The organism is Streptomyces sp. NPDC058008, from assembly GCF_042886395.1.
Taxonomy (GTDB): Bacteria; Actinomycetota; Actinomycetes; order Streptomycetales; family Streptomycetaceae; genus Streptomyces.
In genome coordinates, this window is the sequence record NZ_JBHVQX010000028.1 from 30,600 (window position 1) to 45,542 (window position 14,943).

The window sequence follows — 14,943 nt, forward strand, 5'->3', positions numbered from 1 at the left end:
GCCGCACGGTGGCGGTGCCTACGGCCTTGGCCCCGGTGGCGTGACCCCCGCCGCGGGGGGGTCCGGGGGTCCCGCCCGGCGGCGCCTCACAGGGCGCCGGGCTCCTGGGTGCCCCGGTCCATGGGGCCGCGCCCCGACAGGACCTCGCCGTACGCCTGCATCAGGTCCGGCAGCCGCAGGGTGGCCAGATCGCTCCGCGTCGGCGCCACCGCGTAACCGGAGAGCCGCAGATCGCGGTAGGCACAGCTCTTCTCGTACAGGGTGCGCAGGAAACGGCCGTTGCCCAGCTCGTCGATCCAGCCCTGGCCCACCACGTGCCCGCTGATGCTGCGCAGCTCGTCGAGGGACTCCTCGTCCCACACGTCGTCGTTGTCGGCGGCCAGCACCCCGCCGATCGCGGTGAGTTCGAGGGGGCGGTAGCTCGGGAAGTCGACCCGCGTCGTGAAGCGCGAGGAGAGGCCCGGGTTGGTGGAGAGCAGCCGGTCCATGCCCTCCGGATAACCGGCGAGGATGACCACCAGGTGGTCCCTGTTGTCCTCCGCCCGCTTGAGGAGGACCTGGAGGGCCTCGTCGCCGTACGCGTCGCCCTTGCTGTACCCCGAGTTGGAGAGGCTGTACGCCTCGTCCACGAACAGCACCCCGCCCAGCGCCGAATCGATCAGCTCGTTCGCCTTCACCGCGGTCTGCCCGAGGAACTCGCCCACCAGGTCCGACCGCTGCGCCTCCACCAGATGGTCGCCGCCCAGCAGACCGAGCGCGTAGAACACCCGGCCCAGGATGCGGGCGACCGTCGTCTTGCCCGTCCCGGACGGGCCGGAGAAGACGAAGTGGCGCTTCGGCGGCTGCACCGGCAGCCCCTGCTCCGCACGCAGCCGCGCCATGTTGAGCTGCGCGGACAAGGCCTTGACCTGGCGCTTCACGGGTTCCAGCCCGACCATGCGCTCAAGCTCCGCCAAGGCCTCCGCGAGCATCGCCGGATCGCTCGGCCCGGCGGGGAAGACCGCCCGCGGCGCCCCCCGCTTCTCCCGCGCCCCGCCGCCTGACGGAGGTGTCACCGCCCCGGGCAGGACCTGCGGATCGCCGCCGAGCCAGGGCTCACGGCCGTCCCCCGGATCCGTGCCGAGCGCCGTGTCCCCGTCCGTCCGCGCCTCCACCCCCGTGCCGTCCGCGCCGAAGCCCGCCAGCGAGACCGGGGCCAGATCGACGGACTCGTCGTAACCGTCCCCCTCGGAGATCGCCGCGAGCCTCGCCGAGGTGTCCATGAAGGCCGGGTCCACGCGGTGCACGGCCCGGTACAGCGGCAGGGCCGCCGCGCTGCGCCCGGTGCCCTCGTGGGCCCGCGCCAGCCAGTAGCGCAGCTCCTTGCGCTGCGGCTGCTCGCTGCGGCACCGCATCAGCGCGGCGGACAGGAGGGGCTCCGCCTGCCCGTACATCTCCAGGCGCACCCGGGCCATCCCGCCGAAGAGCCCCGCCTCGATACCGAGCAGCGGATCGTCGATGAGCTGCTCGGTGGTGCGTACGAGCTGCTCCCAGTCCTTGATGAGGTAGGAGCGGCAGGCGTGCAGGAAGCGCACCTGGGGATCCGCGTCCACCGGCGGCAGACCCGCGAGCGCCCGGTCCAGCTCGGGCACATGGCGGCCGTCCAGCCAGTGCGAGGCGTGGGCCAGGAGCAGATCGCGCGGGCTCTCCAGCACCGGCTGCACCCACCAGCCCAGCCAGTACCAGGAGTTGAGCGTGCGACGGTGGCGGGCGCGCTGCTCGCCGAAGCGCTCGCGGTGGCGGTACATGCGCAGCAGCGCCGTGGTGGTGTCGATCCGCAGCGCGTGCAGTCCCAGCCAGCCGTCGGCCATGCCGGGGTCCAGACGCACCGCGGTTCTGAACTCCTCCTCGGCCTGCGGGTACGCGCCCATCGTGTAGGCGTCCACCCCGCGCAGCCAGGCAAGATCGGCCGGGGTCTGCGCGCCCGGCGTGCCGATGTCCATCAGGTCCCCCACAAACCGTGCCCCCAGAATGTCCCGCCCGCACAGCATGCCCAGCTCGGCGCACCTAATCACCGTGCCGGGGACGGGAATTGACCACATCCGGGACGCATCGTACCTGTACGGGGAGTGAGCGGTTAAGTACGTAACCGGCGCTTCGGCCACGGTGACCGAGGGTGAGCGAAGGGCCGGCCGGGCGGGCACGGGAGGGCAGAACGAAGCCCCCGGTCACGGGGGAACGACCGGGGGCTTCGCGTCTGAAGGGGCTCCGAAAAGCCGCACATTGAGAACGTAAGACCTGTACGGGCCCCCGGTCAAGCCGAGTTGGGGAGCCCGTGGGGGCTTTTTGCGGCTGCCGGTGCGGCGGCCCTCAGGCCTGACGCTCCGTGACGGTCCGACTCGTCCCCGCTGCCGGGCGGGGCCCATCCAGCCACCCGTATCCCGTGGGCATCCGCCGTATCACCGCGTCCGCGAAGGGGTACGAGGGATCACGGGCGAAATGCCGCCGCTCGGCGACGGTCCAGCCGTCCCAGAACTCCGCGAGCCCGGGACCGTCGCGGAGCCTGCCCCGCTCCCAGGACGTCTCGCTGTCCCCCTCGATCCACAGCAGCGCCGCGAGGAAGGGCCGCACCGCGGCACGGCCCGCCCCCACCCCTTCGACCAGGACCACGGGCGCCGGGTCCAGCGTCCTCGGCGGCCCGAAGCGCCGGGCCGTCCAGTCGTACGGGGCGTAGCGTGCGGGCTCCCCCCGCGACAGCGGGTCCAGGACCTGCTCGCGCAGCCTGCCCGTCCAGGCGAAGAGCTCCTCGTGCGTGGCCAGGTCGTCCAGGCGCAGGACCGGGCAGTCGTCGAGGGCCACGGCCAGGCGGCCGGCGAACGTGCTCTTGCCGGATCCCGCGTGGCCGTCGACCGCGATCAGCCGCACCGGCCCGCAGGACGGCGCCAGGGAGCGCAGCCGGTGCGCGTGGTCCGCCAGGTCGTTCATGCCCCCAGCGTACGAGAGCGCGCCGGTACACCCCGGGCCCCGCGCAGGTCACATCAGTGGTCCAGACCCATATTGGCGGCGCGGCACGAGGCGAATCACTGGCCGGAGCCGGTCCCGACCCGCGATAGTTGGCCCACCGATCGGCACCCGCAGTCCCATCCGCTCAACGACCGGGGGTCCCGCCCATGACCAGACCGACTTCACGCAGGACCGTGCTCACCGCCGCGCTCGCGGCGGCCGGGGCGGGCGCCGTGGCCGCCGCCGGCCCGTCGAGCGCCGCCCCCTCCCGTACCTCCTCATCCCCGGCGGCCGCCCCACTCGTGGAAAACCGTTTCTGGACGACGTACACCGACTGGCGCTCCGGTACCCAGGCCGGGACCCGCGCGGTCGCCGGCCGACGGCCGGGGCTGGTGATCGCCGCCCCCGCCGGGAGCACCGACTACACCGATCCCCACACGGGCACGACCACCGCCTGGGAGTACGCGACCTGGACCTCCCCGGTCCACCGCTCCGCCGTCCCCGCCACCGAGGTGATCGCGTCCTGGAACGCCGACACCCCGCAGGGCACCTGGATCCAGATCGAGCTCCGGGGCGGCTACTCGGACGGCACGGACACGCCCTGGTACGTGATGGGCCGCTGGGCCTCCGGTGACGGCGACATCCGCCGCACCTCCGTGGACGACCAGACCGACGGCAGGAGCACGGTCTGGACCGACACCTTCTCCCTGGACGACGCGGCGAGCGGTCTGCGGCTGGTCTCCTACCGCCTGCGGCTCACCCTCCACCGGCTCCCCGGCACCCGCCTCACACCCACCGTCCACCGGGCCGGCGCGATGGCCTCGGACGTCCCCGACCGCTTCACCGTCCCCGCCACCGCACCCGGAGCCGCCCGGGAGCTGGCGGTGCCCCGCTACTCGCAGAACATCCACGTGGGGGAGTACCCGGAGTACGACAACGGGGGCGAGGCCTGGTGCAGCCCCACCTCCTCGCAGATGATCATCGAGTACTGGGGCCGCGGGCCCACCCCCGAGGACCTGGCCTGGGTCGAGCCGGGCCTCGCCGACCCCCAGGTGTGCCACGCGGCGCGCTCCACCTACGACTACCAGTACGAGGGCTGCGGCAACTGGCCCTTCAACGCCGCCTACGCGGCGGCCTACAAGGACATGAGCGCCACGGTCACCCGGCTCGCGTCACTCACCGACGTCGAGAAGCTGGTCGGCGCGGGGATCCCGGTCATCACGTCGCAGTCGTTCCTCAAGGGCGAACTGACGGGCGCGGGATACGGGACGTCGGGCCACCTGATGACGGTCATCGGCTTCACGGCCGGCGGAGACGTGATCGCCAACGACCCCGCGTCCCCGTCCAACGACGCGGTCCGCCGTGTCTACCCGAGGCGCGAGTGGGAGAACATCTGGCTCCGCACGAAGCGCTACGACGCCAACGGAGCCGTCAGGAGCGGCACGGGCGGCGTCTGTTACGTCTACTGGCCCGCCGAGCCGACATCCGCCCAGCACCGCGTCCTGCGGTCGCTCGGCCTGGCCTGAGCACCCGAGGACCCACGGCCGCCCCGGCGCCCGGACGGCAGCGCACCCGGCCGTCCCTGCCCTGAGGCGGCCGTGCCGGTCCGCGGTGACCGGGGACCCAGCGCGCACAACTGGGGCGGCGCCAGGCAGACTCTGCGTATCGTAGTTCGCTCAGCAGAGGATGACGCACGCATGATCACGCTCAGCAAAGAAGACGGACCCGCGGACCTGGACGGAGTCACCCACCTGTCCATCGGCGTGTCCTGGGACCCCACGGCCGGCAGCAGCGGAGGGGTCATGGGCATGCTCCGCCGTAAGACGGGCACCGACCTCGACCTGATCGCCATCGCCATGCAGGGCGCGGACCCGGTGCGCCTGGCCGGCCTCGACTCGCTGGACCCCATGGGCAACGGCTCCCTGGTGCACAGCGGTGACAACCAGACGGGGCGCGGCGACGGCGACGACGAGACCGTCACGGTCGAGTTCGCACGCGTCCCCGCCAACATCACCTCGATCGTCTTCGTCGCCGCCGCCTTCAAGAAGAGCAGTTCCTTCCAGAAGGCCCGCAACATCAGCTTCAAGGTCTACGACGCGACCGGCGGCACCACCCAGCAGGTGGCCGACATATGGCCCAGCCTGCTGACCCAGGACAACGGCTGCGCGGTGGCGAAGGCCGTGCGCGTCGGCGGCGCCTGGAAGCTCGAGGTGATCAACGTGACGGGCAAGATCAAGCAGGGTGACGAGCACGCCCTGATGCGCTTCGCCATCAGCAAGTAGGGACCGGCTCCCTCGCGCGGTCCGCGCCCGGGCCCTCCGTCCTCCGCTCTCCTGCGGTGGATCACGACGGCCGGCCCGGGGCGTCGAACTTCCCTCGGTACGAACGATGTTCGCCGCTCTCCGTCGCGCGGTCCGGACGGCCGGTCGGTCCTTGGCGGGACCGTCCGGCGCCGGCCGCGCCCATCCGGCGGACGGGGTACGCACCGCGTGGGCGCGCCCCCTCGGCGCCGGGACCACGGCGCCGCCCGTCGCGCGTCGTCCGGCGCCCCTCGGGGCCCGTAAGATCCAATTCCCGTGAGCACCAACCCGATTCGCTCAGTTCCCTCCGCCAGGCGTGCCTCCGTCGCCGCGCGCTGCCGTGTCGTCACCGAGGCGCGCTGGTTCGCCGTCACCGTCTTCGTGCTGATCCTCGCCAACGCCACCGTGCTCGGCGTGGAGACCTACAGCGGGGTCACGGACCGGTTCCACGACGAGCTGAAGCTGGTCGAGCACGGATTCCTGGCGGTCTTCACCGTGGAGATACTCCTGCGGATCGCCGCCCACGCGGACCGGCCGAAGGAGTTCTTCCGGGACCCCTGGAACCTCTTCGACCTGGTCGTCGTGGCGTGCGCCTTCCTGCCCGCGGTGCGGGAGAACGCCACGGTCCTGCGGCTGCTCCGCCTCGCACGGGTGCTGCGTGCCGCCCGCTTCCTGCCCCAACTGCGCATCGTGCTGGTCGCGGTGGGCCGCAGCCTGCCCGGCACGGTCAGCTTCCTGCTCGTGGGCGGACTGCTGCTGTACGTGTACGCCATGGTCGGCTGGGTCTTCTTCGCCGCCGCGGATCCGGAGCACTTCGGCTCCATCGGCCGTGCCGTCCTCACCCTGTTCCTGCTGATGACACTGGACGGCCTCGGCGACGCGGTCCGCGCGGGCCTGGAGATCTCCCGCTGGAGCATCCTCTACTACGCCTCGTACGTCCTGATCGCGTCCTTCGTCCTGGTCAACGTCCTCATCGGTGTGGTCATCACGTCCCTGGAGGAGGCACGCGCGATGGAGGAGGAGGAGTCCGGGGGGCGGGAACCGGTGCCGGCCGTGCCCGTGCCCGTGGTGATCCCGATGCCGCCCGAAGAGGTGCGGGCCCGTATCGCCGCGGCGCGCAGGGCCCTCGACGAACTGGAGGGGAGTCTGGCGGCGCCGCCCCTGCCCCGCCCCCGTGACGTGGGTGCGGGCGTCCCGACGGGGAGTACCCGGTCCGGACCGGTGTGACGCCTCGGGCCGGGAACCCGGGCCGCTCGCGGTGGCCCCGGCGCCCGGCCCGACGGCAGGGCGCGGGCACGACGCCCCTGCGGCGAACGGCTGCCGCGTGCCCACCGGAGGGCCTCATGGCTGACTGCTGTCCGTACCGCATCGTGACCGGGGCTCCCGGGACCGGCCCGCGCGCGGTGGGACCACGCGTCGCGGTGAAGGCCCGCGCGCGGTGGGACCACGCGTCGCGGTGAAGGCCCGCGCCGGTGGTGCGCGCGTGCCGCGGACCGGTCACGCCGTCTCCGGCTCGCCCGTCGCGGCGGCGTGGGCCGTGCGGCGGCGACAGGCGTCCTCGTCCGTCCGGGCGTCGTAGGTGAGCAGCTTGGGCAGCGCGGCGGCGAGCAGGCCGACCGAGGCGACACAGGCGAGGCCGCCCGTCCAGATCGCCGGGCGCGCGCCGGTCCATCCGGCCATCGCGCCCGCGCGGACCTGGCCGAGCTGGGGTCCGACGCTGTAGGAGAGGACCTCGATACCGGCCAGCCTGCCGCGCAGTTCGTCGGGGATGGTCTGGTTCCAGATGGTCGACCGGCCCAGCCCGCTCAGCATGTCGCCCGCGCCGGCCAGGGCCAGGCACACCAGTACCACCCAGACGTTCGACACCCAGCCGGCGGCCGCGATGGCCAGGCCCCAGCCGGTCGCGCCGAACACGACCAGCAGCCCGTGCCGCTGGGTCCGGGACACCCAGCCGCTGGTCAGGCTCACCAGCACCGAGCCGACCGACCCGGCCGTGTACATCAGGCCCAGGGACCAGTCGGCGTCCAGCTCGTCGGCCAGGAAGGGGAAGATCGTGTTCGGGAAGGCGAAGAACATCGCCGCCAGGTCCACCGCGTAGGTTCCCAGCAGCACCGGGCGCGACCAGGCGTACCGCGCGCCCTCCGCGATGCCCCGCAGCGACGGCTTCCCGGCGTTCTCGGCCGGAGGCACCGGGGCGAGCCGGAGGCACAGGGCCACCGACACGGCGAAACAGGCCACCGTCGTGCTGTACGCCGGAACGTTGCCCGCGTACGCCACGACCAGGCCCGCCAGCGCGGGGCCCGCGATGGCACCGGCCTGCCAGCGGAACGCGTTCAGCGCGGCGGCCGCCGCCAGCTGGTCGTGCGGGACGATCCGGGCCAGCAGCGAGTCCAGCGCGGGCCGTTGGAGCCCGGCCAGTGCCGCCACCCCGGCCGCCACCACGTACAGCGGCCACAGCATCGGCTCCGGCAGCATCGCGTTCACCAGCAGGACGCCCGCCAGCACTCCGAGCCCGGCCTCGGTGAGCAGGATGACCTTGCGCCGGTCCACCGCGTCCGCGAGCGCTCCGCCGTACAGCCCGAAGACCACGAGCGGTACCAGCTCGACGGCGCCCATCGCGCCCACCGCGAGGGGCGAACCGGTCAGTTCCTTGATCTGGAGCGGCAGGGCGACCAGCGCCATGAAACTGCCGAAGTTCGTGATCAGCCCCTGGACCCACAGGAGCCGGAAGTCACGGGAGGACCGCCAGGGCGAGAGGTCGGGCAGGACGGCGGAGAGCTTCGAGGTCACGGGGTGCGGCCTTCCGTCGGCCCGGGAGCGCAGATCCGGCTCCCCGTGACCCGTGGTGACGCGGCGGCCGACGGCCCCGGACGATACGCATGCATGGCCGAACTCCACAGTTACGGGTGCCCGAGGGTGCCGGTCCGTCCACGCCCGGGCACCGGGATGGTTCGTGGAGCATCCAAAGCAAGGTTAGGTAAGGCTTACTTCGCGTTCGTGCAGTGTAGGAGAGGGCTCGGCGGTGTCGCAATCGAGTAAACGGGACACCGCGCGTAGAGATCGGGACAGGCCGGACGCCGGTGGACGGACCGGGATCCGTGCGTGAAGGACGCCGGAGCGGTCCGGCGGGCGCCCTCGTCCTGTCGCGCCGTGCGCGGGTTCCCGGGGGCGCCCGCGTGTGCCGGGCGGCGGGTCCACCGGGCGCCCGTCCCCCGGCCGCCGGTGATCAGTGCGGCCGGTGAGCCGCGGGCGCCGCTCCGTCCTCCTCCTGCTCCTGGTAGGAGTAGCGCTGCTCCTGCCAGGCGTCACCGACGGTGTGGTAGCCGCGTTCCTCCCAGAAGCCGCGGCGGTCCTCGGTCAGGTACTCGACGGCCCGCAGCCACTTGGCGCTCTTGTAGCCGTAGAGGTGGGGGACCACCAGGCGCAGCGGGAAGCCGTGCTCCGCGGTGAGGGACTCGCCGTTGTGGTGCGTCGCCAGGAGCGTGCGGGGGGTGGCGAAGTCGCGCAGGCGCAGGTTGGCGGCGTAACCGTACTCCGCCCAGGCCATCACGTGCGTGACGTCCGGGGCGGGCGGGACCAGGTCCAGGACGGCCCCGGCGGGGATCCCGTACCACTCGTGGTCCGTGGACGTCGGGCCGGTGGCGCAGTGCAGGTCCGCGGTCATCGTGACGTGGGGCAGCGCGCCGAGTTCGCCGAGGGTCCAGACCTGCTCGCGGCCGGTGGCGGTGGCGCCGTGGACGCGGAGGTTCCAGCGTTCGGGCCGGAAGCGGGGGACGGGCCCGTAGTGCGAGACCGGCCACCCGTGCACACGGTGCTGACCGGGGGGAACGGGGTGGGGTGTACGGGGTGTTCCGCCCGGTGCCCCGGGGTGGTCGCTTCCCATGCGGGCTCCCTTGTCTCCGTCGGATCTGCCCCGCGCTCGATCCTCCGGACGGCGTCGGCCCGCTCCTCCACGACGTCTCGCGCTCGGGCAGCGGAGGAACGTCAGGAACGAGGCATACCGCACACTTTACATAGCAGCTGCGACGGGTTCGATCGCGCATGCCTCGTGAATGTGAGAAGCGATCCCTGTGTCTGAGGAGTTACTCCGCCGCGCCGGACGGTCCGTGGGCCTCTCAGCGGGTCAGAGCCGCCAGGGCGAGGAAATGGCCCTCGGCGTCGTCGTACTCCACCAGGTCCCACCCGGCCGCCTGGAGCGCCGGCTCCAGGCTGGGGCGGGCCAGCGGGTCGTCGGCGCTCGGTGTGCGGCCGTGGCGGGCGGCGCGTTCCACGCGGCCCGAGGGGTGGAAGACGGCCAGGGTGCCGTCGGCGGTCGCGACCCGGGCCCATTCCCGGAGCGCCGTTGAGGGGTCCGGCAGGTGGTCCAGCAGCCCCGCGGCGAAGATCCCGTGGACCGAGCGGGAGGCCAGCGGCAGACGGCCGCAGTCCGCGAGCAGGAGGTGCGCCAGCCCCGAACGCCCGGTGCGGGCCGCCGCGCCCAGCATCGCCTGGGTGACGTCGACGCCCAGTACCGTGCCGTCCCGCAGGACCTCGGCCCGCAGCGCCGGGAGCGCGCGGCCGGTGCCGCAGCCCAGGTCGAGGGCCGTCTGACCCGGCTTGAGGCCCATGCGGGCCACTGCCGCCGCGTACGCGGGGGCCTGGTGCGCGAAGCGGTCCTCCCACGCCCCGGCCCTCGGCGTGAAGAAGGCGCGCGTCGCCGTGCGGCCGGAGCGTGCCGCCACCAGCGCGGCGAACCGGCCCAGCACCCGGTCGCGGTGCGGTCCCAGCGCGGCCAGGCTCCCCGGCGTGTCGGGCAGGAGGCCGGGCGCGTGTGCGGCGTCCTCGGGGAAGGCCCGGGCGAAGGCCTCGACGGCCGTGGCGTCGACCTCCAGGTGGAACTGGAGGCCCCACGCACTGCCGTTCACCCGGAACGCCTGTACGGGATAGCGGTCGCACGACGCGAGCAGGACCGCCCGGTCGGTGAGGTCCATGGTGTCGCCGTGCCAGTGCAGCACCGTGAGCCGCTCCGGAAGGCCCGCGAACAGCGGGTCCGTGCCCGCCGACGGGGAGAGGCCGATCCCGCCCCACCCGATCTGCGTCCCCGTCCCGGTCCGGGCCGCTCCGCCCGCCGCCACCGCGAGCAACTGGGCGCCGAGACACACCCCGAGCACCGGGACGTCCGCCGCCAGGGCCGCCCGCAGCAGCGCCAGTTCCGCCTCGCGCGTGGGGAACCCCGCGTCGTCACGGGCCGACATCGGCCCGCCCATCACCACCACCGCCTCGACCCCGGTGAGGCCGTCCGGTACGGGATCGCCCTCCCACAGTCGGCACAGCCTCATGCGCAGCCCCGCCGACTCCAGCGCGGCGGCGATCGCGTACGGACCCTCGCCGGGCACGTGCTGCAGGACTACGACGCTCATCGATCCATCCTTCGTTCGCGCGATCCACGCATGCGAGCGATCCGGCGCGCACACATGGCATCTGCGAATCCTACGAAGGATCTGCCTCGCAGACGGGTGGTTCCGGCCCGCGAGGGGGCCGCGTGGGCACCGGAGGCCGCTCAGACGGCGACCACGGTCGCCTCCGTGGCCTTGACGCTCGTCCAGACGGACGTCCCCTCGGCGAGGCCGAGATCGGCGACGGCCTGGGGCGTGATCTCGGCGACGAGGTCCGGTGCCAGGTCCGACGTGATCAGCACGCGCAGTCGGCTGCCACTGGTGGTGATCTCCCGTACGGTGCCCGGCCAGACGTTGCGGGGACTGCCGGTGGGCCTCTCCCGGTGTACGGAGACGGCCTCCGGAGCGATGACGGCGAGCGCGTCCGTGCCGGGCGTGAGCGGGTCCGCGGCCACCAGGGTTCCGCCGCCGGTGAGCCGAACGCCGTCCTCGGTGGCGGTGCCGGGCCAGGCGTTGCGGCCCAGCATGCGGGCGACCCAGGGGGAGCGGGGGTGGCGGGTGACCTCGGCGGGCGGGGCGTCCTGGAGGGTCCGCCCGTCGTCGAGGACGAGGACCCGGTCGGCGAGCGCCACGGCCTCTACGGGGTCGTGGGTGACGATGAGGCAGACGCCGCCGAAGCCGTCGAGATGACGGCGCAGGGTGTGCCGCACGTGGGCCCGGGTGGTCTGGTCGAGGGCGGCGAGCGGTTCGTCGAGGAGGAGGAGCCGCGGCCGGGCCGCGAGCGCCCGCGCCAGCGCGACACGCTGGGCCTGGCCGCCGGAGATCTGTGCGGGCCTGCGCTCCGCGAGATGGCCCACGCCCAGGCGGTCGAGCCACGCCCGGGCGCTGCGACGGGCCTCGGCGCGGGGGACGCCACGCGCGCGCAGACCGTACGCGGTGTTGGCCAGCGCGTTCATGTGGGGGAAGAGCGCGCCGTCCTGGGGGACCCAGGCGACGCCTCTGCGGTGCGGCGGGAGCGCGGTGACATCCGTGTCGCCCAGGCGGAGTTCGGCGTGGGCCCGGGGGGTGAGGCCGAGGAGCGCGCGCAGCAGGGTGGTCTTGCCGGCGCCGTTGGGACCGACCACGGCGATGGTGGTTCCGCCGTCCGCGTCGAGGGTGAGCGTGTTGAAGCCGGTGACGTCCGCGTGGAGCGGCCAGTGCTCCCCGGCCCCTTCCGCTTCCGGCGCGGCCTCGGGGGTGATCCGCCCGTCCTCCGGCGTGGCGGGGGCGGTGTCGTCCCCCGGAGCCGTCGGCCGGGCGGCGGCGGCGCGAGGCGTGCCCGTCCACCGACCGCGCAGGGCGACGAGCACGGCCATGGCGATGACGAGCAGGAGCAGGGAGACCGAGGTGGCGGCCTCCGGGCTGTCCTGGAGCAGCAGGTACACCTGGAGCGGGAGGGTCTGCGTGGTACCGGGGAGGTTTCCGGCGAAGGTGATGGTCGCGCCGAACTCACCGAGCGCCCGCGCCCAGGTCAGCGCGGCTCCGGCGGCGAGACCGGGGGCGACCATGGGCAGGGTGACGGTGAAGAACACCCGTACCGGCGAGGCCCCGAGGGAGGCGGCGGTCTCCTCGTAACGGGGACGCAGCCCGCCCAGCGCCCCTTCGAGGCTGATGATGAGGAACGGCATGGCGACGAACGTCGCGGCGAGGACCGCGCCGGACGTGTGGAACGGCAGGGTGAGTCCGAACGTGTCCTCCATCCAGGGGCCCAGCAGTCCGCGCCGGCCGAAGGCCAGGAGGAGGGCGACACCGCCGACGGTCGGCGGCAGCACCATCGGCAGGAGCACGAGGGAGCGGACGAACGCCTTCCCGGGGAAGTCGACACGGGCCAGCAGCCAGGCCAGCGGCACACCGAGCACGAGGGAGATCCCCAGGGCCCAGCCGGAGACGATCAGGGACAGCTTCAGCGCCTCGGTCGTCCCGGGGCTGGTGAGATGGGTGCCCAGGTCGGCCCACGAGGTGCGGGCCAGGATCCCGATCAGCGGCATCAGCAGGAAGGCGATGGCCAGCAGTGCGGGGATCGCCAGAGCGATCGGGGCGCGGGGGCCGGTGGTACTGCGGCGGAGGCGTCTCATCGAGGGTCCCTGATGCTGGAGGTGCCCGCGGGCTGCCGGGTCGGGGGACCGGGCAGCCCGCGGGGGGTGACGGCTGTTACGGCTTCTGGAAGCCCGCGCCGGCGAGGATCTGCTGGGCCTCGGGGCTGGACAGCCAGGTCACGAAGGCGGCCGCGGCCTCACTGTGCTTCGAGGTCTTCAGCGTCGCCGCCGGGTAGGAGGCGACGGCGTTCTGCGCGTCCGGGATGTCGACCGTGTCGACCTTGTCGGTCGCCGTCGCCGCGTCCGTCTTGTAGACGAGACCGGCGTCCGCCTCGCCGAGTTCGACCTTGCTGAGGACGGCGCGGACGTTGGGCTCCTGCGAGACCGGCTTCACGACGATCTTCTGGGCGTCGAGGATCTGCTTGCTGTAGCGCCCGACCGGGACCTCGGGGGCCGCGAGGACGACCTTCAGCCCGGGGTCGGCCAGGTCCTTCAGGTCCGCGACCTTCTCCGGGTTGCCCTCGCCCGTGGCGATCACCAGACGGTTCTTCGCGATGACGGTCGGCGTCCCGGTGTCGGCCTTCAGGCCGTCCATCGTCTTGGTGTCCGCGGTGACCAGCGCGTCGGCGGGCGCGCCCTGCTTGACCTGGGCCGCGAGCTCCTGCGAACCGGCGAAGGAGAACGTCACCCTGGTCCCCGGGTTCTTCTTCTCGTAGGCCGCGCCGGCCGTCTTGAAGACGTCGGTCAGCGAGGCGGCGGCCAGGACCGTCAGGTCCGCCCCCGGCGCCCCGGACGCCGACCCGGTGCCCGTGCCGCCCGAGTCCTTGGCCTTGTCGTCGTCGCTGCCGCAGCCGGCCAGCGGGACCAGGAGGGCCGCGGTGAGGATCGCGGCCGAGGTACGACGGCGGGTGAAGATGTGGGACATGAGGGTGGGACTCCTTGGGGACGCGGTCGGCCGGTGCCGTCCGAGCGGATGCTGGAAGCCGCGCCGGGGACGGCGACGCCGCTTTGTGGAGCGGTGGTTCAGGTGCGGTCGATGTGCACGCTGGTCGACTTCACGCGGGCGGTGGCCCGCATGCCGACCTCCAGTCCGAGTTCCTCGACCGCCTCCCTGCTCAGGAGGGAGACGAGCCGGTGCGGGCCCGACTGGACCTCCACCTGGGCCGCGACGTCGCCGAGCCTGACGGCGGTGACGATGCCGGGGAACGCGTTGCGCGCCGAGGTGCGGGACACGCCGTCCTCACCGGGTCCGCCCCGGGCGACCTCGACGGAGAGCGCCGCCAGGTCACGGCCGTCGATGAGCCGGCGCCCGCCCTCCTCGCGGTGGGTCGCGACCCTGCCCGCGTCGGCCCAGCGCCTCGCGGTGTCCGGGCTGACGCCGAGCAGGCGCGCTGCCTGCCCGATGGTGTAGGACTGCATGTGCGACAGATTAGAGGAACTGAGCTTGTATTTACAAAGGTTAATACGAACATCCATGGTAAATGCGCCCGCTGATGGAGGATGGTCCAAGATCCGTCGCCCTCCCGGGCCGGACTCCCTGGTTCCGTCCCCGCCCGGCGCGGTGCGAGCGGGGGTGCGCCCGGCAGTCGCCCGGCCTCAGTCCGGCCGCCCGGCATCCGGCCACGCGCCGACCCGTACATGGGTGATGGCGCTGACGTACCGCGCCCCGCACCGGTCCACCGGCACCACCAGCTGGCTTCCCGCCGCGTCCAGGTCCTCCCCGTCCATCCGGGTGGCCAGGAGGACGGGGGCGTCACCGAAATCGGCGTCGATCTCCGCCCAGGCCAGCACCGTGCGGTGACCGTCCCCGCCGGACACCGCGAGGACGAAACGGGAACGGTCCTTGCGCCGGCGGACGTCGAACAGCGGCTGCGCCTCCAGGACCACCTCGCGCAGCAACGGCCCTTCGTACCGGTGCCGCTGGGGACCGTTGGTCGCGCAGTCGAAGACCACCTCGGCCCGGTGCTGCTCCCATCCCGTCCGCAGATCCGCCACCGTCAGCCTGGCCGGGCGGACGACGTCGCCGAGTACGGCGAACGAGGCGGACCGCGCGGGGGAGGAGCGGGGTCGCGCACTGAGTCGGCTCATGGGATCCCCCAGTCGAACGGCCCGCGGGGCGGCTGTCAGAAGGTATGCCCAGCAGCCGCCCCGAGGAACCGTGACTGCGAGGCGATACCCCTGCCGTGCCTGGCGTCCGGGAGCCTCGGCAGG

At 73.3% G+C, this 14,943-nt stretch carries 12 protein-coding genes; 3 read left to right on the forward strand and 9 right to left on the reverse strand.

The window, feature by feature from the left end; genetic code table 11:
* Window positions 1-86: 86 nt before the first annotated feature.
* Window positions 87-1,982, reverse strand: coding sequence for an AAA family ATPase (locus ACFVS9_RS25645; protein ID WP_383117525.1), 1,896 nt, complete (start codon window positions 1,980-1,982; stop codon window positions 87-89).
* A gap of 367 nt (window positions 1,983-2,349) precedes the next feature.
* A complete protein-coding gene (locus ACFVS9_RS25650) occupies window positions 2,350-2,964 on the reverse strand; it encodes a uridine kinase (protein ID WP_383117523.1) in 615 nt (204 codons plus the stop codon).
* A gap of 185 nt (window positions 2,965-3,149) precedes the next feature.
* Here ACFVS9_RS25650 and ACFVS9_RS25655 point away from each other — a divergent pair, with 185 nt between their 5' ends.
* From ACFVS9_RS25655 to ACFVS9_RS25665, 3 genes are all read left to right on the forward strand, one after another.
* Window positions 3,150-4,508: a peptidase C39 family protein gene (locus tag ACFVS9_RS25655; protein WP_383117522.1), complete on the forward strand. Its 1,359-nt coding sequence runs from the start codon at window positions 3,150-3,152 to the stop codon at window positions 4,506-4,508.
* A 171-nt stretch (window positions 4,509-4,679) separates the two neighbouring features.
* Complete coding sequence (locus ACFVS9_RS25660; RefSeq protein WP_383117521.1) at window positions 4,680-5,264, forward strand: TerD family protein; 585 nt, start codon at window positions 4,680-4,682, stop codon at window positions 5,262-5,264.
* 288 nt (window positions 5,265-5,552) lie between these two features.
* A complete protein-coding gene (locus ACFVS9_RS25665) occupies window positions 5,553-6,509 on the forward strand; it encodes an ion transporter (RefSeq protein WP_389935887.1) in 957 nt (318 codons plus the stop codon).
* A 270-nt stretch (window positions 6,510-6,779) separates the two neighbouring features.
* Here ACFVS9_RS25665 and ACFVS9_RS25670 read toward each other — a convergent pair whose 3' ends face one another.
* The 7 genes from ACFVS9_RS25670 to ACFVS9_RS25700 all read right to left on the reverse strand — a co-directional run bounded on the left by ACFVS9_RS25670 (window position 6,780) and on the right by ACFVS9_RS25700 (window position 14,820).
* On the reverse strand, window positions 6,780-8,072 hold the full coding sequence (locus tag ACFVS9_RS25670) for an MFS transporter (protein WP_389935808.1): 1,293 nt from the start codon (window positions 8,070-8,072) through the stop codon (window positions 6,780-6,782).
* 436 nt (window positions 8,073-8,508) lie between these two features.
* On the reverse strand, window positions 8,509-9,165 hold the full coding sequence (locus ACFVS9_RS25675) for a molybdopterin-dependent oxidoreductase (protein WP_389935811.1): 657 nt from the start codon (window positions 9,163-9,165) through the stop codon (window positions 8,509-8,511).
* A gap of 232 nt (window positions 9,166-9,397) precedes the next feature.
* A complete protein-coding gene (locus tag ACFVS9_RS25680) occupies window positions 9,398-10,681 on the reverse strand; it encodes a methyltransferase domain-containing protein (protein WP_389935813.1) in 1,284 nt (427 codons plus the stop codon).
* Between the two features lie 140 nt (window positions 10,682-10,821).
* On the reverse strand, window positions 10,822-12,771 hold the full coding sequence (locus ACFVS9_RS25685) for an ABC transporter permease (RefSeq protein ID WP_389935815.1): 1,950 nt from the start codon (window positions 12,769-12,771) through the stop codon (window positions 10,822-10,824).
* Between the two features lie 76 nt (window positions 12,772-12,847).
* The gene (gene modA / locus ACFVS9_RS25690; protein ID WP_383117516.1) at window positions 12,848-13,657 is read right to left on the reverse strand and encodes a molybdate ABC transporter substrate-binding protein; all 810 of its coding nucleotides are present in this window, start codon (window positions 13,655-13,657) and stop codon (window positions 12,848-12,850) included.
* A gap of 98 nt (window positions 13,658-13,755) precedes the next feature.
* Window positions 13,756-14,151, reverse strand: coding sequence for a molybdopterin-binding protein (locus ACFVS9_RS25695; RefSeq protein WP_383117515.1), 396 nt, complete (start codon window positions 14,149-14,151; stop codon window positions 13,756-13,758).
* A 177-nt stretch (window positions 14,152-14,328) separates the two neighbouring features.
* Window positions 14,329-14,820, reverse strand: coding sequence for a molybdopterin-dependent oxidoreductase (locus ACFVS9_RS25700; protein WP_383117514.1), 492 nt, complete (start codon window positions 14,818-14,820; stop codon window positions 14,329-14,331).
* Between the last annotated feature and the right edge of the window lie 123 nt (window positions 14,821-14,943).